General features: G+C 62.8%; 17 protein-coding genes and 2 pseudogenes. 9 read left to right on the top strand and 10 right to left on the bottom strand.

What is annotated here, in order from left to right; genetic code table 11:
* The 4 genes from dnaA (at position 1) to ASE28_RS13170 (ending at position 5,988) form a co-directional block, all read left to right on the top strand.
* Entirely contained in the window at positions 1–1,488 is a 1,488-nt protein-coding gene (gene dnaA, locus ASE28_RS13185; RefSeq protein WP_057200489.1) for a chromosomal replication initiator protein DnaA, read from the top strand.
* Between the two features lie 171 nt (positions 1,489–1,659).
* Positions 1,660–2,778, top strand: coding sequence for a DNA polymerase III subunit beta (gene dnaN, locus ASE28_RS13180; RefSeq protein ID WP_007854794.1), 1,119 nt, complete (start codon positions 1,660–1,662; stop codon positions 2,776–2,778).
* 160 nt (positions 2,779–2,938) lie between these two features.
* Positions 2,939–5,548 (top strand): DNA topoisomerase (ATP-hydrolyzing) subunit B, encoded by a 2,610-nt coding sequence (gyrB, locus tag ASE28_RS13175; RefSeq protein WP_057266917.1) that lies wholly within the window; start codon positions 2,939–2,941, stop codon positions 5,546–5,548.
* A 71-nt stretch (positions 5,549–5,619) separates the two neighbouring features.
* On the top strand, positions 5,620–5,988 hold the full coding sequence (locus tag ASE28_RS13170) for a nucleotide pyrophosphohydrolase (RefSeq protein WP_082608055.1): 369 nt from the start codon (positions 5,620–5,622) through the stop codon (positions 5,986–5,988).
* Positions 5,989–6,098: 110 nt separating this feature from the next.
* Here ASE28_RS13170 and tnpA read toward each other — a convergent pair.
* From tnpA to ASE28_RS13145, 5 genes and pseudogenes are all read right to left on the bottom strand, one after another.
* Positions 6,099–6,530: pseudogene (gene tnpA / locus ASE28_RS13165) on the bottom strand (IS200/IS605 family transposase).
* A 213-nt stretch (positions 6,531–6,743) separates the two neighbouring features.
* Positions 6,744–7,769 (bottom strand): hypothetical protein, encoded by a 1,026-nt coding sequence (locus tag ASE28_RS32020; protein ID WP_157421960.1) that lies wholly within the window; start codon positions 7,767–7,769, stop codon positions 6,744–6,746.
* Between the two features lie 271 nt (positions 7,770–8,040).
* The gene (locus ASE28_RS13155; RefSeq protein ID WP_057266915.1) at positions 8,041–9,222 is read right to left on the bottom strand and encodes a GIY-YIG nuclease family protein; all 1,182 of its coding nucleotides are present in this window, start codon (positions 9,220–9,222) and stop codon (positions 8,041–8,043) included.
* Entirely contained in the window at positions 9,215–11,338 is a 2,124-nt protein-coding gene (locus ASE28_RS13150; RefSeq protein WP_057266914.1) for a DEAD/DEAH box helicase, read from the bottom strand. Before ASE28_RS13150 ends, ASE28_RS13155 begins: the two co-directional genes overlap by 8 nt.
* Positions 11,335–14,112, bottom strand: a complete 2,778-nt coding sequence (locus tag ASE28_RS13145) for a DNA methyltransferase (RefSeq protein WP_057266913.1) — start codon at positions 14,110–14,112, stop codon at positions 11,335–11,337. Before ASE28_RS13145 ends, ASE28_RS13150 begins: the two co-directional genes overlap by 4 nt.
* A 157-nt stretch (positions 14,113–14,269) precedes the next feature.
* Here ASE28_RS13145 and ASE28_RS13140 point away from each other — a divergent pair, with 157 nt between their 5' ends.
* Positions 14,270–15,376, top strand: coding sequence for a suppressor of fused domain protein (locus ASE28_RS13140; protein WP_057266912.1), 1,107 nt, complete (start codon positions 14,270–14,272; stop codon positions 15,374–15,376).
* A 338-nt stretch (positions 15,377–15,714) separates the two neighbouring features.
* Here ASE28_RS13140 and ASE28_RS33575 read toward each other — a convergent pair.
* Together ASE28_RS33575 and ASE28_RS13130 are read right to left on the bottom strand one after the other, a co-directional pair.
* A pseudogene (locus tag ASE28_RS33575) lies at positions 15,715–16,033 on the bottom strand (glycine zipper domain-containing protein); the annotation flags it as partial.
* 102 nt (positions 16,034–16,135) lie between these two features.
* The gene (locus ASE28_RS13130) at positions 16,136–16,519 is read right to left on the bottom strand and encodes a cupin domain-containing protein (protein WP_057266910.1); all 384 of its coding nucleotides are present in this window, start codon (positions 16,517–16,519) and stop codon (positions 16,136–16,138) included.
* Positions 16,520–16,619: 100 nt separating this feature from the next.
* Here ASE28_RS13130 and ASE28_RS13125 point away from each other — a divergent pair, with 100 nt between their 5' ends.
* From ASE28_RS13125 to ASE28_RS13110, 4 genes are all read left to right on the top strand, one after another.
* Positions 16,620–17,525, top strand: a complete 906-nt coding sequence (locus tag ASE28_RS13125) for an AraC family transcriptional regulator (RefSeq protein ID WP_235516114.1) — start codon at positions 16,620–16,622, stop codon at positions 17,523–17,525.
* 170 nt (positions 17,526–17,695) lie between these two features.
* On the top strand, positions 17,696–18,562 hold the full coding sequence (locus ASE28_RS13120; protein ID WP_057266909.1) for a DUF2846 domain-containing protein: 867 nt from the start codon (positions 17,696–17,698) through the stop codon (positions 18,560–18,562).
* 112 nt (positions 18,563–18,674) lie between these two features.
* A complete protein-coding gene (locus ASE28_RS13115; RefSeq protein WP_082608054.1) occupies positions 18,675–19,667 on the top strand; it encodes a DUF2846 domain-containing protein in 993 nt (330 codons plus the stop codon).
* Between the two features lie 174 nt (positions 19,668–19,841).
* Entirely contained in the window at positions 19,842–20,279 is a 438-nt protein-coding gene (locus tag ASE28_RS13110; RefSeq protein ID WP_057266907.1) for an OsmC family protein, read from the top strand.
* Here the strand turns inward: ASE28_RS13110 and ASE28_RS13105 are convergent.
* From ASE28_RS13105 to ASE28_RS13095, 3 genes are all read right to left on the bottom strand, one after another.
* Complete coding sequence (locus ASE28_RS13105; RefSeq protein ID WP_057266906.1) at positions 20,251–21,945, bottom strand: AMP-binding protein; 1,695 nt, start codon at positions 21,943–21,945, stop codon at positions 20,251–20,253. The two genes, ASE28_RS13110 and ASE28_RS13105, sit on opposite strands and share 29 nt — an antisense overlap.
* A gap of 78 nt (positions 21,946–22,023) precedes the next feature.
* On the bottom strand, positions 22,024–23,322 hold the full coding sequence (locus tag ASE28_RS13100) for a serine hydrolase (RefSeq protein ID WP_057266905.1): 1,299 nt from the start codon (positions 23,320–23,322) through the stop codon (positions 22,024–22,026).
* Between the two features lie 103 nt (positions 23,323–23,425).
* Positions 23,426–23,917: a DUF2147 domain-containing protein gene (locus tag ASE28_RS13095; protein ID WP_057266904.1), complete on the bottom strand. Its 492-nt coding sequence runs from the start codon at positions 23,915–23,917 to the stop codon at positions 23,426–23,428.
* Positions 23,918–23,924: the final 7 nt, after the last annotated feature.

Raw genomic sequence — 23,924 nt, 5'->3', positions numbered from 1 at the left:
ATGACCGAGGAACCCTCCAGCAGCTCCGCATCCAACCCCGGGGCTGACGCCGGCCAGGGCCTGTGGCAGGCCTGTATCGAACAACTGGCGCAAGACCTGCCCGAGCAGCAGTTCAACACCTGGATCAAGCCCCTGGTGGCCCAGGTGACCGAAGACTTCTCCAAGGTGACGCTGTTCGTCGCCAACCGCTTCAAGCTCGACTGGATCCGCGCGCAGTACGGCAAGCGCATCTCGCTGCTGCTCGAAGACCTGTACGGCCAGCCCGTCACGTTGGAGTTAGCGCTCGCTCAGCGTGAAGCCGTTACCCGCACTTATGTGCGCCCCAACGCAGCGGGCACGCAAACCCCTGTTTCCCACAATGACCAGCAGGGCCAGGGGCAGGGCAGCCATGGCAACAACAACAGCTCCGGCAATGGCAACAGCAGCAACAGCGGCAGCAGCACCTCCGACGAATCGGCCGGTGCCTTCCGCAACCGCCTGAACGCCGGCCTGACCTTCGAGACCCTGGTGGAGGGCACGGCCAACCGCATGGCGCGCTCGGCGGCCATGCACGTGGCGGGCATGCCCGGCCACCTGTACAACCCGCTGTTCATCTACGGCGGCGTCGGCCTGGGCAAGACCCACCTCGTGCACGCTGTGGGCAACCGCCTGCTGGCCGACAAGCCCGACGCCAAAATTCTCTACATCCACGCCGAGCAATTCGTGTCGGATGTGGTCAAGGCCTACCAGCGCCGCACCTTCGACGAATTCAAGGAGCGCTACCACTCGTTGGACCTGCTGCTCATCGACGACGTGCAGTTCTTTGCCAACAAAGACCGCACGCAGGAAGAATTCTTCAACGCCTTCGAAGCCCTGCTGGCCAAGAAGAGCCACATCGTGATGACCAGCGACACCTACCCCAAGGGCCTGGCCAACATCCACGAGCGGCTGGTTTCGCGCTTCGACTCGGGCCTCACCGTGGCCATCGAGCCGCCCGAGCTCGAGATGCGCGTGGCCATTTTGATCAACAAGGCCCGCGTCGAAGGCACCGAGATGCCCGAGGAGGTCGCCTTCTTCGTGGCCAAGAACGTGCGCTCCAACGTGCGCGAGCTCGAAGGCGCGCTGCGCAAGATCCTGGCGTACTCGCGCTTCAACCAGAAAGAGATTTCCATCCAGTTGGCCCGCGAGGCGCTGCGCGACCTGCTGTCCATCCAGAACCGCCAGATCTCTGTGGAAAACATCCAGAAGACCGTTGCCGACTACTACAAGATCAAGGTGGCGGACATGTACAGCAAGAAGCGCCCGGCCAGCATTGCCCGCCCGCGCCAGATTGCCATGTACCTGGCCAAGGAACTGACGCAAAAGAGCCTGCCCGAGATCGGCGAGCTGTTCGGCGGCCGCGACCACACCACCGTGCTGCACGCCGTGCGCAAGATTTCGGGCGAGCGCCAGCAGCTCACCGAGCTGAACCAGCAGCTGCACGTGCTGGAACAGACCCTCAAGGGCTGATGACCGTGCAATACGACCAGCCCGTTTTTGTAAGAACCTGTTCCGCGCCACACGGACAAATAGAACACGTCCTTACAAGGCAAAATGGGGGTTTATGGGCAGCAGGGGGGCACAACCCGTGCCGCTGCCCGCACCGTTCCAAAAAAGATCCACAAGCAAGGGGTTGATGACATGATCGTCCTGAAGGCAACACAAGACAAGGTACTCGCGGTTCTGCAATCGGTGGCTGGCATCGTGGAGCGCCGCCACACCTTGCCCATTTTGGCCAACGTGCTGATCCGCAAGACCGGCAACGCGCTGCAGCTGACGACCAGCGACCTCGAGATCCAGATCCGCACCACCGCAGAGCTGGGTGGCGACACGGGCGACTTCACCACCACCGTGGGTGCGCGCAAGCTCATCGACATCCTGCGCACCATGCCCAGCGACCAGACGGTGAGCCTCGAATCCGCCCAGTCCAAGCTGATCCTCAAGGGTGGCAAGAGCCGCTTCACCCTGCAAAGCCTGCCGGCCGAGGACTTCCCGCTGGTGCAGGAGTCGGCCGCCTTCGGCCCCGTGTTCGCCGTGCCGCAAAAGACGCTGAAAGACCTGCTGGGCCAGGTGTCGTTTGCCATGGCGGTGCAGGACATCCGCTACTACCTCAACGGCATCCTGTTCGTGGCCGAGGGCAAACAGCTCAGCCTGGTGGCCACCGACGGCCACCGCCTGGCCTTTGCCAGCGCCACGCTGGATGTGGAAGTGCCCAAGCAGGAAGTCATCCTGCCGCGCAAGACCGTGATCGAGTTGCAGCGCCTGCTGTCCGACGCCGGCGGCGAGAACCAGCCCCACATCGAGATGCAGTTCGCCAACAACCAGGCCAAGTTCACCTTCGGCGGCATGGAGTTCGTGACCAAGCTGGTCGAGGGCAAGTTCCCCGACTACAACCGCGTCATCCCCAAGAACCACAAGAACAGCATCACCCTGGGCCGCGCCCCGCTGCTGGCCAGCCTGCAGCGCACGGCCATCATGACCAGCGACAAGTTCAAGGGCGTGCGCCTGAACCTGGAGCCCGGCACCCTGCGCGTGGCGTCGAACAACGCCGAGCAGGAAGAGGCCGTGGACGAGCTCGACATCGACTACGGTGGCGACACCATCGAGATCGGCTTCAACGTGACCTACCTGATCGACGCCCTGGCCAACATGGGCCAGGACATGGTGAAGGTGGAGCTCTCGGACGGCAACAGCTCCGCGCTGCTGACCATCCCCGACAACGAAAGCTTCAAGTACGTGGTGATGCCGATGCGCATCTAGCCCTGCGCCGTGCCCCCGCCATGCGCACCGGGCACCCCGCATGAGCTATTGATTTGATAGCTGCTCGCCCCCATATGATGGGGACCAGAGCCCTATTTGAACCTTTTTCGACAGACACATTGGAAGCCGACCCCGGCTTCCCCGGATCCCAAGGCCCACCATGACCGCTGACAACAACCTGCCCGAGCAAGAAGAACCTACCGGCACTGGTGAGCCCGTTCCGCACAAGATCGACACCAACCAGGCTGGCGCCAGCGAAAGCTACGGCGAAGGCTCCATCACCATCCTCGAAGGCCTGGAGGCCGTGCGCAAGCGCCCCGGCATGTACATCGGCGATACGTCCGACGGCACCGGCCTGCACCACCTGGTGTTCGAGGTGGTCGACAACTCCATCGACGAGGCCCTGGCCGGCCACTGCGATGACATCGTCGTCACCATCCACTCCGACAACTCCATCAGCGTGACCGACAACGGCCGCGGCATCCCCACCGGGGTGAAGATGGACGACAAGCACGAGCCCAAGCGCAGCGCCGCCGAGATCGCGCTGACCGAGCTGCACGCCGGTGGCAAGTTCAACCAGAACAGCTACAAGGTATCGGGCGGCCTGCACGGCGTGGGCGTGAGCTGCGTGAACGCTCTCAGCATATGGCTGCGCCTGACCGTGCGCCGCGAAGGCAAGGTGCACCAGATCGAGTTTTCGCGCGGCTTTGTGCAAGACCGCCTGCTCGACAAAATTGACGGCGTCGAAGTGTCGCCCATGCGGGTGACGGGCGACACCGAAAAGCGCGGCACCGAGGTGCACTTTCTGCCCGACACCGAGATCTTCAAAGAGAACAACGACTACCACTACGAGATCCTGGCCAAGCGCCTGCGCGAACTCTCGTTTTTGAACAACGGCGTGCGCATCCGCTTGAAGGACGAGCGCACCGGCAAGGAAGACGACTTCTCGGGCGCCGGCGGCGTGCGCGGTTTCGTCGAGTTCATCAACAAGGGCAAGACGGTACTGCACCCCAACTCGTTCTACGCCGCAGGCGAGCGCCCGGCCGAGACCTACGGCGGCATCCCCGGCACGCACATCGGCGTGGAAGTGGCCATGCAGTGGAACAGCGCCTACAGCGAGCAGGTGCTGTGCTTCACCAACAACATCCCCCAGCGTGACGGCGGCACCCACCTGACCGGCCTGCGCGCCGCGATGACCCGAGTCATCAACAAGTACATCGAAGAGCACGAGTTCGCCAAGAAGGCCAAGGTCGAAGTCACCGGCGATGACATGCGCGAAGGCCTGTGCTGCGTGCTGAGCGTGAAGGTGCCCGAGCCCAAGTTCAGCAGCCAGACCAAGGATAAGCTGGTGTCGAGCGAAGTGCGCGCCCCCGTGGAAGACATCGTGGGCAAGCTGCTCACCGACTACCTGCAGGAGCGCCCGGCCGACGCCAAAATCATCTGCGGCAAGATCGTGGAGGCCGCCCGCGCCCGCGAAGCCGCCCGCAAGGCCCGCGAAATGACCCGCCGCAAGGGCGTGCTCGACGGCATGGGCCTGCCCGGCAAGCTGGCCGACTGCCAGGAAAAAGACCCCTCGCTGTGCGAAATCTACATCGTCGAGGGTGACTCCGCCGGTGGCTCTGCCAAGCAAGGGCGCGACCGCAAGTTCCAGGCGATCTTGCCGCTGCGCGGCAAGATCTTGAACGTGGAAAAGGCCCGCTACGAAAAGCTGCTGACCAGCAACGAAATTTTGACGCTGATCACCGCCCTGGGCACCGGCATCGGCAAGGCCGGCGGCACCACCGGGGGCGATGACTTCGACGTGGCCAAGCTGCGCTACCACCGCATCATCATCATGACCGACGCCGACGTTGACGGCGCCCACATCCGCACCCTGCTGCTCACCTTCTTCTACCGCCAGATGCCCGAGCTGGTGGAGCGAGGCCACATCTACATTGCCCAGCCACCGCTGTACAAGGTCAAGGCCGGCAAGGAAGAGCTGTACCTGAAGGACGCGCCCGCGCTCGACGGCTTCTTGCTGCGCATTGCGCTGAACCACGCCAGCGTGAGCACCGGCGGCGACAACCCGCAAACGCTGAGCGGCGACACCCTGACCGACCTGGCCACCAAGCACCAGGTGGCCGAGAGCGTGATTGCGCGCCTGAGCAACTTCATGGACCCCGAGGCCCTGCGCGCCATTGCCGACGGCGTGGCCTTGAACCTGGACGCCGCCGCCGAATCCGAAGCCAGCGCCGTGGCCCTGCAAGCCAAGCTGCGCGAGCTGAACACCACCGGTGCCCCGGCCGAAGTGGCCAGCGAGTTCGACGAACGCACCGACAAGCATGTGCTGCGCATCAGCCGCCGCCACCACGGCAACATTAAGAGCAGCGTGATCACGCAAGACTTTGTGCACGGCGCTGACTATGGCGCCCTGGCACTGGCCGCCAACACCTTCCGCGGCCTGCTGGGCGAGGGCGCCAAGGCCCTGCGCGGCGAAGGCGAAAAGCGCAAGGAAGAAAAAGTGGGCGACTTCCGCCAGGCCATGAAGTGGCTGATCAGCGAAGCCGAACGCAGCACCAGCCGCCAGCGCTACAAGGGCCTGGGCGAGATGAACCCCGAGCAGCTGTGGGAAACGACCATGGACCCCAACGTGCGCCGCCTGCTGCGCGTGCAGATCGACGACGCCATCGAGGCCGACCGCGTGTTCACCATGCTGATGGGCGACGAGGTGGAGCCGCGCCGGGACTTCATCGAAACCAACGCGCTGCGCGCGGGCAATATCGACGTGTAAACCCGCCAAATTGTAGTGACGAACGAACAAACGCCCGGCCAACACCCGGGCGTTTTTTTATAAGGCCGTTCATGTCCCAAGACCCCATCGCACCACCAACTTCAGCCGCAGGAACGGAAGCTGAAGCACCCGCCACCACGCTGCAGCAACTGGCCCTGCGCCTGCAGGAGTTCGCGGAGCAGCGCGACTGGGGCCAGTTCCATTCGCCCAAGAACCTGGCCTCGGCCCTGATCGTGGAGGCCGGCGAGCTGCTGGAGCATTTTCAGTGGCTGACCGAAGAACAGAGCCGGAATCTGCCTGCGGACAAGAAGCAGGCGGTTGCGCATGAGATGGCGGATGTGCTGCTGTACCTGGTGCAGATGGCTACGGCGCTGGATGTGGATCTGATTGAAGCGGCGAATGCCAAGGTGGGGATCAATGCGGAGAAGTATCCGATCTGAGTAACCATCCCCCGGCAAAGCCGCGGGCTTTCGAGATGTGAGCCGCTCAAAGCGGCTAAACGGGGTCGCTAACGCGGCCCCAACTCTTTGCGCCACCTATTCGGTGGCCTCTACATCCACAACCCAAGCTGTTCCAATCTCGCCTCCTCCTCCTCTTGGTGCCTTATGTAGTTTCGGATCACCTCTTCGTCTCGTCCCACCGTCGAAACAAAGTGCCCTCGCGCCCAAAAGTGTTGGCCTACATAATTCCTTCTGCGCTCTGCGTACACCCTGGCCAGATGGATCGCGCTCTTGCCCTTGATGTACCCCACCACCTGCGACACCGCGTATTTCGGCGGTATCGACAGCATCATGTGCACGTGGTCCGGCATCAGATGCCCCTCTTCTATCTGGCTCTCTTATTGACTCGCCAATGTCCGAAACACCTCCCCCAGGTGCTTTCGCAGCTCCAGGTACAGCGTCTTTCTTCGACATTTCGGTATGAACACCACGTGGTACTTGCAGTCCCATTTCGTGTGATTTAGGCTTTCTATCTTGTCCATCCAGTTCTTCCTTTCGTTTGCTTGGCGGCTCACGATTGGCAGTTTCTGCGATGGACATCCACACCTACGAATACGTCAAACTTCTACTGCCTCCCCGGCAGAGCCGGGGGGTCTCCCAACGGACTAGCCCGGTAGTGCGGTGAGTTCAACATATTGCTGGGCCTCGATCAGGACCAGCGTCAGACAAATGCAGTCCAATTGGACGTTAAGTTCTCACAGTACCTTTCGGCCGTTGAGCCACCATTCACGATGCGCCTGCTGCCTTGCAGTCCGCTGTTCTGAATCATCAAAAAAGGCCAAAAATTTCGTGCGCATCTCGCGTAGCTCTGCAACGGCTCGCCTCCGCTCATCAATCCCTGATCGGCATGCCTGCTGCTCAACGAGTTCGCCCATGGTACTTGCTAGTTGATTGCGCTCGCTCTGCAAATGCGCTTCTTGTTGAACGCACTCTGATAGCTCTGCCTCAAGACTATGGCACCGATAACCTTGGTCTTTTAGGTCGAACATGCGCTGTCTCCCTTCTTTGACCGAATTTATGGACGCGAAAACACTGCTCAAGGCCGTTTGATTCTCGTCCCGGAGGAGTTTGTTAGTGCTTTGTTTGGCCACAATCTTTGCGAGAGCAGCCTTGCACGTTCCAACTTCCTTAAAAGCACGTTCGCGGTCAGCCTTGAGACTTTCGAGATCGCCAAAGCTCTGTCCAAACAGGGCTCGATCAGGCAGACGCTTTCCGCCATTGCCAAAAAGCCATGGTGTCCGCTTAGACTTCTCGTACCAGCTGTCGATCAACGATTTTGCTTCTCTTAAGTCCCCATGGGCCACATCAAGCTCTTCTCGAGCTATGGACCGCTCCTTCTTCAAGGCTCTCATCTGATCAAGCAGCACCTCCTTCGCGTCAAGCAGGCTTGCCTTCTTTTCGTGGAGCTGGCTAAGCTCCTGTCCGAAATCTCGGGCCATAAGCTCAACCCGCGTACGGACTTGGCTTGTTGCCAGATGGAGCGAGCTGATCGAAGACTCTAGCAAACCGATGCGAGCGCCATAGACCGCACATCCTTCGGCTTCTGCCGCTCGCAGAATCGCCGTAATCTCGTGATCGAGCTGCGAGGTATCAAAACGCCGTCTCGCGCTCGCCTCGTGAGCTGAACGCGCTTCCAATTCGTAGCGCGGGAAATCGGCGTTGATACGGATGTCTTGGACAAAGCGCTGAACACCTCGCCATTTTTCCCCAAGGAACGTCACAATCGCTGGTCCTTAACTTGACTATCAAATTCCCCACCTATGCGCGGGAAGCCTAGACGCCTCAAGAAGAGCATGTTTAGGCGAGACAACTGCCAAGCCGTTGTCAAACTTGTCGCTTGAGCCTCTGCCGGTTTTGCCCGTCTCGACCAGAGAGCACAGGCAGTACTTGCTGAGGGACTGGGCAATTGAAAATTCGCCGAACTTCAATCTGAGCAAATAGATGACTACTACGGGTAGTGCAAGGCAGAGATCTTCCGAGAAAATTGATGGGCTATGGCGCTTGGAGTCGCGCGGTCGCTGGGTCATAAACCATATCGGTGATGGTCCCGTCCAGCAAGCGACACACCGCCTCATCTATGACGTGGAGAGGCACCAAAAACCACTCCCTTGGTTTGACCGGATTCCCGAAACGATCTTCAATCATTAGATCAAGCTGAGCAGCACCAAAAAGGCGATGGAAGATATTTTCGAGCCTGGTGCGATTCAAGTTGTGCAACTTGTAGGTTGCGACAACTTCGACGTCTGCCAGTAGGTACGTGGCGTCCTTATCGGCACCGGCAATGCGCGCTTCCACCTTGCCACCGGTCACCCCGATTTTATGGATCAGTTCACGATGCTCCACCACGAACGGATGGTTGGACTTGCTTCGTAACACATAGATCATGCCTGACTCAATGTCGTCAGGTTCAGCTTCGCCACCGAACAGCGGGCCCATGTCAGGGTCGGAAAGCCGCCGCCCTGTCTCGTCCTTGTAGAGGGCTCGTTGCAGTGAGCGGCGGAGAAGATTGCTTTCGGTGCCGTTCGCGTAGATAACGCGCAAGCGCGCGTCGCTTTCACCATTCGGGGCTTTGATCGGGTCACCCACCTCGGCCACGTAGGCGAGTTGACCGCCCAGAATGAAGTAGTTGCCATTGAACACACTGGCATCGCGCCCAAAGGGTAAGGCTTTGCGAGCGCCCGATTGCAGCTCACGCTCAACCTGCTCGAACAAAGGTTGGAAGCGCTCAAAGTCCTCGCAAGGCGTGCGGTCTGCAACTACCTCGGCAGCCTGCCTGTCGACACTGGGCCGGACATGCCGCAGTACAGTTATGTCGTCGTTGGTAGCCTCAGTGCCAAGGCCCAGTTCCGCCAGCAGGGCGTCTTCGTCCAAAGCATCAACGTCGGTACTCGTGTGCTTGGCACCTTCCAGCAGCCCTGGTGTATCCAGTTCCGCCAGAAGGGTTAGAGCTTCCGGCAACTTGCGCAATTGATCGAGTCTCACCGCGTAAAGCCGCTCGAAAATGTCTCCGGCTTCACCATGCTGGGGTGCCCGTCCGTGCGCTTGGTAAAAGCGCAAGATATCCTCGAAGCCCGCGATGATGCGTTCTTCGCGAGGCGTGCGACTTGAAGCCTTGAGTGGGGTGAGTTCAATCCCCAAGGCACCCAGCAGTTCGTCGTCGTCGAGCTCAGCCATTGCCAGACTCCCCTTGAACCTGCGCAGCTTTGGCCTGCGCGCGGTAACGCGCGAAAGCAGCCACGCCTTCAGCCATGCGCTTTTCCCAAGCGTCGGCCGAATTGATGTCGGGCAGGCGGCCACGTTCGTTCTTGAACTGCAAGGCCCGCTTCGAAAGATCGCGCGCTTCCTCCTCGGGGATGCTCACTTTCTTGGCCGCGATGGCGGCCTGCACCTGGCGCAGCGACTTCTCATCCATCGCCTTGGCCAGCACCGAATAGGCAGCATCAAAGGGATTGATGCTGTCGATCAAGTCGATGTCCAGGTCACGAACGTTGACGAACTTGCGCACACCGACCAGCAATGCCATGCTGCCTTGCGCTGGCCCGCTGCCACTAGCATCCGCCTGAGCCAGCGCCAGCTTCGCCTGCTGGGTGATGTTCATCGCCGCAATGGCATGTTGACGAATGGCTTCTTGGTCGCCTTCGCTCAGATTTGGGTAGCGCTCGCGCACGATCTTGCCCATGCGCAGCTGCGTCAGCTCTTCGGGTACGGTGTTTTCCTTGTCGAACAGGCCGCGTTCCAGCGCGGTCTTGTCCTGCAAAAAACTGGTCACCACCTCGTTCAAATCTTCCTTGCAGATGCGGGTTGCCTCTGGCGTCTCAGGCTTCGCCAGGCCATTGATCTCGACGTGGTACTGGCCTGTAGCCTCGTTCACCCCTACGTTGGTGCCGCCTTCCTGATAGCCCTCGCCGCCGTTGTAGACAAAGCCATCCTGGGCGCCCGCATTCTTGGGCGTGAACTCGTAGCGCGGCGCCAGCACCTGCTCCATCAGTAGGCTTGCAGAAATTGCCTTGAGCATGTCGTTCACGGCCTCGGTCACGGCGGATTGCTCGGCCGTGGGCTCGGCGATCAGGTTGGTGAAGCGCGAGCGCTCCTTGCCCTTGGCGTCACGCGTGGCGCGGCCGATGATCTGCACGATCTCGGTCAGGCTGCTGCGGTATCCGATGGTCAGCGCATGTTCGCACCAGATCCAGTCGAAGCCTTCCTTGGCCATGCCCAGCGCGATGATCACGTCCACGTGGTCGCGGTTGTCCTTTTGTGCCGGGTCTTTCAGCGCGCCCAGCACCCGCGTGCGCTTGGCGGCGTCGCTGTCATCCACCAGGTCAGCCACCTTCAGCACGCGGCCCTCAATGCTCTGTACAAGATGAAAGCCTGTGGTGGGGTCTACGCCCGTCCATGTGCCCAGGCCGTGCATGATCTCGTCGACTTCGCGCTGCTTGTCCTTCAGGCTTTCGCGCGCGTTGACGTTGGGGATGTGGACGATGGTCTTCAGCGCCGGGTCCAACACCTTGGTGACGGCATCTACATACGGCCCGGTATAGAAGAAGTAGCCAATGTCCAGCGACTTGAGCCACTGGTAGCCATTGAGCTGTTCGTAGTAGGTATAGGTGATGGTTTCGAACCGCGATTCGTCCGCAGGGCCTAGCACCGCCTCGCTGTCACCACGGAAATACGAGCCGGTCATCGCAACCAGGTGCACTCTGTCGCGAGCGATGAAGGCGCCCAACTGGCTGCCCAGCACGTTGTCTGGGTTGCTGGAAACGTGGTGGAACTCGTCGATCGCGATTAGCCGGTTGTCAAAAGCCGCGATGCCCATCTCTTCCACCGCAAAGCGGAAGGTCGCATGTGTACAGACCAGCACCTTGTCGCTGCTGACCAAGAACTGGCGCACTGCGTCCACCTTGGACTTGGCCGCACGGGGCTCGTCACCACCGGGCGCGTTACACAGGTTCCACTGCGGGGCCACGTGCCAGTCCCAGTAGAACCCAAAGCGGGTCAAGGCTTCATCCGCAAAGCTGCCTCCAATGGATCGCTCCGGCACGACCACGATAGCCTGCTTCAGACCTTGGTTATGCAGCTTGTCCAACGCAATGAACATCAGCGCGCGCGACTTGCCAGATGCCGGCGGCGACTTGATCAGCAGGTACTGTTCACCGCGCTTGGCATAGGCGCGCTCCTGCATGGCGCGCATGCCAAGCTCGTTGGCCTTGCTGGATGCACCTGTGCGCGCAGTGGCAATGGACACCGACGGCACGGTGTATGCATTGGTCGGGTTCGTGGCGTGATCGCTCATGAAGTTTTCTTTCTCCCCTTGGCTGCCTTTGAGGCAGGCTTGATCTTTTCTGCGGTCGCCATTTTTGTGTACAACTCAAATAGCTTTTCCAGGCGCTCCGTGTCGTTCTTGAAGCGCCGGCCAATGTAGATGCGCTCCAGCACCTCATCATTGCGCTCGTGGGCGTGACGGAGGTTGTCCGGCATGGTTTCGGGGTCGTATAGGTCGGCGATGGTGGAGGGGAAGTGCGCCTCGCGGGCCAGCAGGATGTCCTCTGCGCATCGTGTGAGATCGGCCTTGTTTTGTTCGGTCAGCAAGGGCACTGGGAAGGTGTTCCAGCCAAGGGTGTTTGAATAGCGAAAATCTGTTTTCATTTTTCCGCAAACAGTAGCAATCCACACCAAATGGAGTCGCGACGCAACAAGCGACATATTCCATATTGGAGCGTCGTACATTCCAAAAGCGTAATTAACAATCGAACCGCGAGGTAAAAATCCGACCGGCAAGAACTCCCTGTTTTCAGAACTCACAATTGGAATCACCAATGCATCCACATACGCTGGCGATCTAATTTCTACAAAACGGTGAGGCCTTGAGCTCCACTCTGCAGTGGCCGGCTTGGGACTTGCCAATCTATTTGCACGGACCTTGTCAAAGCGCTTGAGTAGTGTTTCACTTTTGCAAGCTTGGGCAAGTTCACCTTCAGAAATCCAGAAGCAAAATCTGCTTATCCCTTTGATGAATTCTTGCCCCCCAAACATCGGTCGGAGAAATCTTTTTGCAATCTCATCAAGATCACTGATTTCGTGATGATCACAAATCAATTCCCCACCATCTTTAGCAAAGTTACCCAGAAGCATTTCGGAAATAGCAGAGAGCGGCTTGGGACGGGCTCTCACATATATCGGCTCTCCCGCAATCATATAGGGCGAGATGGCCTCCACCTTCCGCGCAACATCTCCCTCGAATATCACAGGTTTGCTAGTTTTATTGGATGGACATATTCCGATAACCACACAAATTACGCCAGCATTATTGGATGCAAGATTTGACCACTTGAAAGATTTAATTGCGAAGCTAATTTTCGTACTGTCTAGCGCCAACGGCCAGAACTCAGACACCTGTACGCCTTGCGTAACTGAGTTCGTAGACACGAATGCGCAGGCACTTTCTTCCACAGAACCGACATATTTCGCGGCTTTGAAAAAGAAACCGCAGACATAGTCAAAGGAGCGCCAGCGCCTCGAAACAGAGACAAAGATGCTTTCCATATCACCTTTTTGCTCTTTGGACTGCTTTTTGTCCCCAACATAAGGGGGGTTTCCACAGATGTAGGTTTCACCACCTTCGTTTTCAAAATCAATTTGAGCTTGATCCAAAGGCGTTCCAAACAGGTCGTCTGCTACCAACCTGACACCAGTCCCCGATGGTGGACATATACGCAACCAGTCGAGCCTTAGTGCGTTACCACAGACGATCCAATTTTGTGCGTCTAGCGGCAAGAATTCCGCCAGAGCGTCCTTTTGGCCCCGATACAGTACGTCACACTGAAACTCTGCAATGATCAGTGCCAGCCGGGCAATCTCGGCTGGAAAGCTGCGCAACTCAATACCTCGAAAGTTGGTCAGCGGAATCTCGCTACCCAGGTGTAGCTCACCCCTACGACGGTTGATCTCCGCCTCGATCTCGCGCATCTGCTTGTAAGCGATGACAAGGAAGTTGCCCGAGCCGCAGGCGGGGTCAAACACTCGAATGCGCGCCATGCGCTTGCGTAGGTTTAACAGCTTGCGATCGTTGTCGCCGGCCTCGGCCAGTGCGGTGCGCAGGTCGTCCAAGAACAGCGGGTTCAACACCTTCAGGATGTTTGGCACGCTGGTGTAGTGCATGCCCAGGGAGCCGCGCTCTTCGTCGTCGGCCACCGCCTGGATCATGCTACCGAAAATGTCGGGATTGATCTCGCGCCAGTTCAGCACGCCGGCGTGCAGCAGGTAAGTGCGCGCCATCTGGGTGAAGCGCGGCACCTCAGTGCTGCCCGAGAAAAGCCCACCGTTCACGTAGGGGAAGGAATTGGCCCAAGCCGGCAGGCGGGGAGTGACAGCGCCCCGCTCAGACGGCTTGATGTTCATGGCTCGGAAGATCTCGGACAGCACCTCATGGGCGTTGCCACCGCTGCGCTCGCTCCAACGGTCCACTGTCTGGGTGAACAGTCCCACGTCGCTGAAGATCCCGGTGTCTTCGGCGAAGAAGCAGAACACCAAGCGCGCCATGAAGTGGTTCACGTCGCTGCGGCGCTCGTCCGTGGCCCAAGCCGGGTTCTCGCGCAGCAGTTCGACGTAGAGCTTGTTCAGGCGCCCCGTGGCACGCACGTCGATGGGGTTGTCCTTGATCTCCTTGATGGTCGAGATGCCGGCCAGCGGTAGCAGGAAACCGAAGTGATTCGGGAAGTCTGCAAAGGCGCTGGCGATGGTTTCGCCGCTGGCCAATTCTTCAGCCTCCAGGGTCTGGCCATCCGTGGCGAGGATGAACTTGGCCTTGGCTTTCGTTGTGGCCAAGCTGGAGCGCAGCGCCTTGAGGGTGTCTCCGACGGCGCCGGCCGCGCACACGGCGAGGTGGATGTTGTTGCGCAGAAGCACACCACCGGGCACGTCCGAGACATTGTTATTGCCCGTACGCAGGCGCTTGAGCGTGGTGTCCTTGTTGCCGAAGGCGGCAAGAAACGTGAACGGGAATTCCGCTGCGTCAAAGGGTTGCAGAGCCAGCTCTGAAATAGCTTGTTCGATTTCTACTGCGTTCATGGCGACATCTTGACTAAGCGATTCATCTATTTACCGGGTCAAGACTTCGAAAAAGGAAATGAATTGTCACACGGGCGTGCGCGACTTTGTCGTGCTCAAAAGCCACAATGTTTTTGCAGATTCATTCCCCATTTGGCTTCGCCATGTCAACTTATCCATGACCCCAAGCACCACCGAGGACACCGACGACACCGCCCCCGGCTGGGACGCTATCTCCGCACGCCTGGACCAGCTCTACCCCGGCCAAGAGCCCAAGCACTTTGGCACGCTGATCTCATACAGGCTGGGCGGGCCAGACCCGCTCAATGGCATCAGCGCATGGCGGCGCAACGACCCTGTGCCGCACTGGCACTTTGTCACCTATGGGTTCAGCGAGCTGTATTCCAAGGAGTCGGACGACCCCGAGGTGAGCGGCTATGGGTTTGAGCTGACCTTCAGGCTGGCGATTGCGCCCGAGGCAGCGGCCGATGCCGAGCCCCCAATGTGGGCGATGGGCTTTTTGCAGAACCTGGCGCGCTATGTGTTCCAGAGCGGTAACGTGTTCAAGGATGGGGACTGGATGACGGCCAATGGCCCCATTGCGCTGGGGCAGGCCACGCAGATCTGCTCCATGGGCTTTGCCACCGACCCGGAGCTGGCCGAGCCGCTGGCCACGCCCAATGGGTCCGTGGCCTTTTTGCAGGTGGTGGGCCTGACGCTGGACGAAGAGCGCGCGGCCAAGCAGTGGCGCACGCGCAACCTGCTCGATGCGCTGCTGCCGCACATGCCGCTGTGGGTGACGGACCTGGGCCGCGCCTCCCTGCTAACCAACCCAGCGGTGAAACAGCAGGTGGACGAGGGCGCGCGGCGGGATGGGTCGTCTAGCGGGTACCTGTTTACCGATGTGCTCGGCCTCAAGCAAGTAAAGCGCCTGCTGCGCAAGCCGCTGACGCAGGTGACCCTGGGTGCCCGCCAGGTGGAGGAGCTGGTGGCCCTGCTGCCGCTGCGCCTGCCGTTTGGCCGCACGCTGCGCGTGGCGGGGCACGAGTGGCAGTTGCTGCTGGAGCCCGCGGGTGCCGATGGCCAGAACGCGGTGGAGTGGCCGGGCGAGGGGGAGGGTGCTGTGGTGCTGCGCGTAACCGACGCCACGGTGCAGCAGTTTGCGCAGACGGTGCAGCCGCGTGAGGGCAGCTATGTGCTGCCGCTGCTGCCCGAGGTGGAGTGGCAGGTGAAGAAGACGACGATCACGGATTCGACCGGCAAGGTCGTCGAAGTGATCGGGTGACCAGACCAGCCGTTCAGTCAATCACGCGCTGCGGCCAATCGACCTCAGGCTCGAGTACCCCAACGGGTTTGCATTCGACCGTATGACTAGACGGGGTGCCGCAGACAGTGCTGTAGCACGGCAAGGCGCCCCAACGACGTCAGGCGGTCGAAGGCAAAGCCGTGCTTACTCTTGCTTGGTTTGCTTCCAAATGCGGTCGGCGCGCTCCCAGGCGGCCTTGGCTGCGGGCTCGGCGTCCTTCCAATCCAGGCGGCTGGTTTCGCGGTCAGACTCCCAGCGCGTCTGCAGATGGCCGCGCGCTTCGTCCCAGTCGCTGCGGCCGTCGATCACGCTCTGGTAGCCGTGGCGATAGGCAGGCGCATAGTCGTCGTAGGTATACGCGTCGGAGTAGTAGGGCTGGCGGCCATGGGCGTCGCGCCAGTAGGCGTCTTCAGCAGTGGGGTTGACGGCTTCTGCCGCGCCCTTGCCAGCCAGGCCGCCCACGACGGCGCCGACCACGGCCCCCACTGCGGTGCCGATGGGGCCGCCGACGGAGCCAACGGCCGCGCCGGTGACTGCACCGCCCGCCGCGCCGATGCCGGTGCCGACGGGGTGGGCACCGGGTGCGCCGGTGATGGGATCAGGGTTGAGGTCTGGGTTGATGGTGTCTCGGGCCATGGTGTGCTCCTGGTGTTGTCGGGTGGAACTCCATGGTCCATGCACCCGCGCTGGCGTGGCGTAGGCAAACGGCCCAATGCCGTGCCAGAGGGCAGGGCCTACCTACAACACCCTGCGCGGCGCAGCCGTGGCCGCATCGCCGCTGTTGGGCGTGCCGGTCGATTCGATGAGCAGGATATGCGCCTCGGCACTGGCGCGCGGGCGGTGCTGCACGCCCTTGGGCACCACATAGAGCTGGCCTGGGTGCAGGGTGACCATGGCGCCGCCGGGCAGGTCGATCTCCACCGTGCCTTGCAGCACCAGGAAGAAGTCGTCGGTGTCGGGGTGGCTGTGCCACTGGTACTCGCCCGCGATCTTGGCGACCATGATGTCGTGGCCGTTGAACTCGGCCACGGTGCGTGGGGCCCAGTGCTCGGTGAACTGGGTGAGCTTGTGGGCCAAGTCGATGGCGGGGACGGAGGTGGGGGCGTTGGTGGTGTCAGGCATGGGGTAAGTTGGCTGTATGGCTTTGCTATACCGCGCCGATGGGCGGGTTGCTGTCTGCAGTGTCGTCACCGGGCGCGGGGCGGTCTTGTACATTTGTTGCATGCATGCCGGGGACCCAAACTCCTCCTCCTCCTCTTCTCCCGCGTCGCCCAGCCAGCGCGACTGGGCCGAGATACGGCCCCTGGCCTCGGGCGGGGTGACGCTGCTCAACGCGCATTTCACGCAGCACCGGTTCGAGCGGCACAGCCACGAGACGTATTCGATTGGCGTCACGCGCTCGGGGGTGCAGACCTTTGCGTGCCGGGGTGCGCGCCATGCCAGCTTGGCGGGCGATGTGATTCTGTTCAACCCCGATGAGCCGCACGACGGCAGCCGGGGCACGGAGGCGGGGTTCGGCTATTCCATGCTGTACATGGATGCCGCGCTGGTGCATGCGTGGATGGGTGACTGTGGCGCGGCCGGTGGCGGCGCGCACGACCGCAGCGGCATGGCCACCCGCTACTTCAAGGCGCCGCTGGTGCATGACCCGCAGGGCGCGATGCTGCTGCAGCAGGCCGTGGCGGCGGTGGCCGAGCGGCAGGAGTCGCTGCACGGCGAGGAGCGCACGGCCGCGGCCATGGTGGCGCTGCTGGGCCGCCATGGCGAGCTGCGCCGGCCCTGGGCGGCCACCAGCCAGGACGCGGGCCGCGCCCGCATGGCCCTGGTGCGCGAGTACCTCCATGCCCACTTTGCCGACGACGTGACGGTGCAGGCCCTGGCCACGCAGGCCGGCCTTTCGCGCGCGCACCTGACCCGGGCGTTTACCGCCACCTACGGCATGGCGCCGCATGCCTACCTGAACATGGTGCGCGTGCGCCAGGCGCAGGGCGCCCTGCGGCAGGGCGGCGCGGTGGCCGATGTGGCGGCGGCCTGCGGCTTTGCCGACCAAAGCCACCTGACGCGGCGCTTCAAGGGCCAGGTGGGCATGGCGCCGGGGCGGTGGCTATTGCACATGCAGGCTGGCTGATCAATCGCCAAAAGGGGGGTGTTGCGCCCACCGCACAGCCCATGGGTACCCGCACCTAAGTTGCTGTACCCCGCTGTAAGCAGTTGCAACCCGATGCTAGAGTGCGCGGGCGGGTTTGCCCGCCTGCGTGGGGAGCGCAGTACCACCCAACAACGAATCCAACATCCATCATGCGTTTCCTGACGAGATACTTCCGCGCGCTGGTTCTGATCACCGCTGCGCTGGCCCTGGTGGGCTGCACCGCGCCCCGGGCCAAGCCGGACGCCGACCTCAAGGCCAAGCAGTTCACGCCCCAGGCCGAAACGGCTTCGCTCTACATCTACCGCAGCGAGATGACCGGCGCATCCGCCCCGATGACGGTCAGCGTCAACAACCAGTCGCTGGGCAAGACCAACGCCCGCACCTACTACAACCTGGAGGTGGCGCCGGGAAGCTACACCGTGGTTTCGTCGGCCGACAACACCTCTTCGGTCACCGTCGAGGTCGAGGCAGGCAGGAGCTATTACGTGTGGCAGAAGGTCACGATGAGCATGGGCTCGGGCACAGCGCGCGCCCAGGTGTCGCTGGTGAGCGAGGCGCAGGGCCAAAAGGGCGTGCTCGCCAGCAAGCTGCTGACGACCAAGGTGCGCCCCAGCGCGTTTGGCGTCGCCCCGGCAGCTGGCAGCCCGCCGGAGGCGCCGGCAGCCGCACCGGTGGCACGCCGTGCAGCAGCAGGGCCAACGCCTGCGTCACCCACGGCAACCGCCGCGATGTCGATGCCGCATTTCGTGCCCGACGCCAAGCCAGTGAGCCGCGTCGCCAGGCCAGCAGCAGCACCAGCACCAGCACCAGCCGCGCAAAACGTGCCCACCGCCGCCACCGTGCCCGTGGCGAGCCCTGCCCAGCCCGCACCCGCAGCAACGGCTGCCGCCGCAGCGCCTATGCCGGCCAACCAGAAGGAATCGCGCCTGCAATGGCTCAAGCAGATGCGCGATGCCAACCTGATCTCGTCGGGCGAGTACGAGACCAAGCGCCAGCAGGTGCTGAGCGCGCCCTGATCAGCCCATCCTTTCCTACCGACCAGCGATTTCGACAGGCAGGCGGCCCCAGCGGGTTCGCCTGGCTGCGCAGGAAGCGTGAAGCCACCCAACCAAGAGTCCAAGAATCATCATGCGTTTTCTGACAAGATATTTCCGCGCGCTTGCCTTGTTCATTGCTGCGCTGGCCCTCGTGGGCTGCGCCCAGGTGCCCCGAGCCGGCGTGACAGAAGAGGCCAAGGCCAAGCAGTTCGCACCCCAGGCCGAAACGGCTTCGCTCTACATCTTCCGCGACGAGCTGTTCGGCGGTGCGATCTCCATGCCGGTGAACCTCAACAACCAGAACCTGGGCTATACGGGACCCAAGAGCTTCTTCTACCTGAACGTGGCACCGGGCCGGTACACCATCGAGTCGATGGCTGAGAACCAGGCCTCCATCAGCATCGACGTGCAGGCGGCCAAGAACTACTTCGTGTGGCAAGAGGTGAAGATGGGCCTGTTCCAGGCGCGCAGCAACCTCACCCAAACGGACGATGCCAGGGGCCGCCAGGGGGTGCTGGCCTCCAAGATGATCGCGGTGAAGCCAGGCATTGCCTTCGGAACGGCGGGCGGCGTGCCGATGGCGGTTGCACCCGCACCGGCTTTGGTAGCGACACCCGTACCGGCACCTGCATCCGCCCCATCACCCGGTACCGCGCCCGCCCCCGGGTCTGCGCCAGCGCCGGCAGGCGCCACGGTGATGATGCCTTTCGTGCCCGACTCCAAGCCGTTGGCCCGCGCCGCAGCGCCCGCAGCAGCAGCGCCAGCGCCTGGGCCAAGGCCTGCGTCACCCACGGCAACCGCCGCGATGTCAATGCCTTTCGCGTCCGACTCCAAGCCGGTGGGCCGCGTTGCCCCGCCAGCACCAGCAGCAGCCCCCGCAGCGCAAAGCGTGCCCGCCGCCACCACGGTGGCGGTGGTGAACCCGGCCCAGCCCGCACCCGCAGCAACGACAGCTGCCGCCGCGCCCATGTCCGCCAGCAAGAAAGAGTCGCGCCTGCAGTGGCTCAAGCAGATGCGCGATGCCAACCTGATCACCTCGGGCGAGTACGAGACCAAGCGCCAGCAGGTGCTGAGCGCGCCCTGATAAGACCAGGGCAGTCCACAATCAATGCATCGAAGGGCCCCGCAAGGGCCCTTTTCTCATTGCGCGCTGGGCGCACCTGTAGGACGATGCGCACCCGCATTGCCCGTGGCATCCGACCCCAGCGGGGGCACCCGCGTGGTCCGATAGTTCCTTTGCATTTACAGGAGCCAAACCATGTCTGAAAAGAAAGCCAGCGTTCATTGGGAAGGTGCGGGCAAGACCGGCCAGGGCCAGGTGAGCACCGAGACCGGTGCGCTCGACAAGCACCCCTATGGCTTTGGCAGCCGCTTTGGCGATGACCGCAAGGGCACCAACCCCGAGGAGATCGTGGGGGCGGCGCATGCCTCGTGCTTCACCATGGCGTTTGCCTTTGCGGCTGAAAAGGCGGGCATTGCCACCGAGGTGATCGACACCACGGCTGCGGTGCGGCTGACCAAGGAGGGCGATGGCTTTGTCATCGACCGCATTGCGCTCACCCTCAAGGCCAAGGTGCCGGGCATGGACGAGGCGGCCTTTCAGAAGCTGGCGGCCGAGGCCAAGGCCAACTGCCCGCTGTCGAAGGCGTTGGCCGCAGTGCCGGAGATCACGCTGACGGCGACGTTAGTGCCGTGACGCGGTGCAGCTGGGCGCGGGCGGGCTGCGCCACGCCATCGCGCAGCTCGCGCCGCAAAATCTTGCCCACGCTGGACTTGGGCAAGGCATCGACAAACACGATCTGCCGGGGCACCTTGTAGGGGGTGAGCTCCCGGCGGCAGTGCTCGGCAATGTCCTGTGTGCTGACGCGCACCTCGGGTATGCGCACCACGTACAGGCGCAGGGCCTCGCCGGTCTTGTCGTCGGGCACGCCAATGCATGCGCATTCGAGCACACCAGGGCAGGCGGTGGCCACGGCCTCGACCTCGTTGGGGAAGACATTGAAGCCCGAGACGAGCACCATGTCCTTCTTGCGGTCCACGATCTTGAGAAAGCCGCGCTCGTCCATTTGCCCCACGTCCCCCGTGCGAAAGTACCCGTCTGCCGTGAAGGCGGCGGCATTGGCCTCGGGCTTTTGCCAGTAGCCGGACATGACCTGCGGGCCTTTCACACACACTTCTCCTGCTTCGCCCACGGGCACTGGCTGGTCGTTGTCGTCGAGCAGTTGCACGTCGGTAGACGGCAGGGGCAGGCCGGTGGTGACGGTGAACTCGCTGACATAGGCGGGGTTGAAGGTGACGACGGGGCTGGTTTCGCTGAGGCCATAACCTTCGCGGATGAACTGGCCCGTGAGGGCCTGCCAGCGGGCAGAGACCGAGGCGATGATGGCGGAGCCCCCGCCGCCCGCCAGCCGCAGGTTGGAAAAATCGATCTCTTGCGTGCGCGGGTGCGCGGCCAGGCCTGCATACAAGGTGTTGACGCCCATGAACACGCTGGGATGCGCGGCCTTCATCACGCCGATCAGGGCGTCGAGGTCGCGCGGGTTGGGCACCAGCCAGTTGTGCGCGCCCACCGAGAAGTAGGTGACCAGGTTCACCATCAGCGCGAAGATGTGGTACAGCGGTATGGCCGTGACGATGGACTCCAGCCCGGGGCGAAGGGCATCGGGCATGAAGGCCTTGAACTGCTCCACGTTGGCCACCAGGTTGCGGTGCGTGAGCATGGCTCCCTTGGACAGGCCCGTGGTGCCGCCGGTGTACTGCAGAAAGAGCAGGTCATCGCCCGCCAGCCGCACGGGCTTGAAGGCCAGGCCAGCGCCCTGTGCCAGGGCCTTGCCCAGCGCGGTGGTGGGCAGCGCCAGGCCAGCATCCACCGGCAGGCCGGGCAGCGCTGCCGGGCTACCGTCGCCAGGCGCCACGGTAACGATGCTGTGCAGGTCCACCCGGCCCTGGATGGCCGCCAGCGTGGCGGTGGCGCCGGCATAGATGACGAGGACCTTGGCGCCGGCATCGAGCAGCTGGTGCTCCAGCTCGCGCGGGGTGTACAGGGGGTTCACGTTGACCTGCACAGCGCCGGCCCGGGCAATGCCCAGCAGCACGATGGGGAAGGCCAGGAGGTTGGGGCACATCACCGCGATGCGGTCGCCCTTGCGCACCTGCAGCACGTTCTGCAGGTAGGCTGCGAACGCGCGCGAGAGGTGGTCCACGTCGGCATAGGTCAGCGTCTGCCCCAGGCAGGTAAATGCCGGGTGGTGGGCGTAGCGCAGCATGGCCACGTCGAGCAGGTGCACGACGGAGCGGTGCGCGTCGGCGTTGATGTGGGCGGGGATGGTGCCGTAGCTGGCCAGCCAGGGTTGGGGGTGCATGGGGGAGGTCTCCTTGAGCGGTGTCTTCTTGTGGACAAGCGCAGCCCCGGCCATGCGGGGCTGCGCATGGGTCAGCGCTCAGCGCAGAGCACCGGCCAACGCGGCAAAGGCCAGGCGGTCATAGTTGTGCGTGAAGGCGGTGTTGGGCACGGGGTGCGACGAGAGCTTGACCACCACCAGCTGGGCGGCCGGGTTGATGTGGATGTGCTGGCCCATCAGGCCCTTGGCCTCGTAGCTGCCGTCCACGTCGTGCGGCAGCCACCAGTGGTTGTGGTACGAGTAGCCGTTGCGCATGGTCTGGCCGGAGGCCTTGAACTTCTCGGGGTCGGCGCCCTTGCGCAGCTCGGCCACGGTGGCGGCGGAGATGACCTGCTTGCTGTTGAAGTGGCCGTTGCGGCGCAACATTTCGCCCAGGCGGCCCAGGTCGCGCAGTGTGGCGTTGATGCCCACGCTGGTGGACTGCGCGCCCGTGGGGTCGGCCCACACATAGCCGTCCTGCTCGGCACCCAACGGGGTCCAGAGGCGCTCGGACAGCAGGGTGGCAAAGGTCTTGCCGGTCACGCGCTGCAGGATCCAGCCGATGACCTCGGTATCCACCGACTTGTAGTTGAAGCCCTTGCCGTGCTCGCCCTCCTTCTGCACGGTGGGCAGGTAGTCGAGCATGGCCTTGGCACCGGGATAGTTGGCGGGCGCGGGCACCAGGCCGGCGGCGATGAGGTACTGGAAGATGCCCGATTGGGGATCGGCAAGGTCCTCGGCGTACTTGACGCCGGTGGTCATGTCCAGCGTCTGCTGCACGGTGGCGTCGGCCCAGGCGCTGCTGGCCAGCTCGGGCAGGTAGCGGGTGACGAGGGCGGAAGGGTCGATGAGGCCTTCGTGGATCAGCTCGGTGGCCAGCAGGCCGGTGAGCGACTTGCTCATGGACCACAGCACATGGGGCACGTGCGGCTGGTTACCGACGTAGTGGCGCTCGTACACCACGCGGCCCTGGTGGATAACCAGCAGGCCGTCGGTATAGGTGGCCTTTTGCCAGTTGGCCAGCGTGGTCTTGGCGCCCTTGTCGTCGAGGAAGGGCAGGCCCTCGAGTTCGAGCGGCGTGGCCTGCATCTCGCTTGCGGGGCCCGGGCCGCGCGCTATGTTGGCGGTGGGGCCCAGTTCGCGCAGGTGGTGCAGGGCCCAGCGGGCGTTGGGGTACTTGAGGATGGTGCCCAGCCGCACCTGCTTGTCGGGCGCGGGCGGAAACCCCTGCATCAACTTGAGCGCCACGGGGTCGGTGGCGTCGGGCGGCGGCAACGCAGGCTGCGCGTGGCTGGCCTGGGCCAGGGCGAGGAGGGCGGTGGCAACGGCCAGCGACAGGGCGCGGCGGGGAGGGTGCATGGTGGAGTTCTCCAGGGAAAGAAAGGCTTGGACAGGGGAGGAGGGGCGACGGGGAAAATGAAGGGGCGCGGCTTCGGCGGGAGGAGGTCGGGTCACTGCAGGGTCATTGCTGGGCCATGGCGGGCGCAGGCCCTGCGGGCGGGGGCCGGCGCCAGACCTGCGTCTTGCCGAACAGCGCGATGCCCACGTAGGCGTGCACGCGCAGCTGGTCGGTGCCGACGGGGGTGAGGGTGGCGCTGTAGGTCTTGGCGTTCTCGCGGTTGTAGATCTCGCCCTGGTGTTCGTTGGCACCGCTTGGCTTGAAGCCCGAGAGAAGGGTCATGCCCAGGGCCGGGCGCTTGTCGGCAAACTCACCCGCCTGGCCGGGGCCGGCCATGGAGCGGTTGGCCATGACCTTGACGACCTTGCCGCACAGGGTGGCGCTGCCGCTGCTGCAGGGAGCGACCTCGACTTCGAGATTGCCGCTTTCGGTGACCCAGCGGCCCAGCGGGGCGCGGGCTTCGGCGCCTGCCTGCTGGGCACCGGCGGGTGGCAGTGCGGCGTACAGGGTGAGCGCGGCCAGCAGGTGGAAGGCGGTGGCAGACTGCGGTGTCATGAAGGAG

It is taken from the genome of Acidovorax sp. Root219 (assembly GCF_001428665.1).
In the GTDB taxonomy this organism is placed as follows: Bacteria; Pseudomonadota; Gammaproteobacteria; order Burkholderiales; family Burkholderiaceae_C; genus Acidovorax.
The sequence above is the reverse complement of the archived record's forward strand: the minus strand, read 5'-3'. Positions and strand labels throughout refer to the sequence as shown.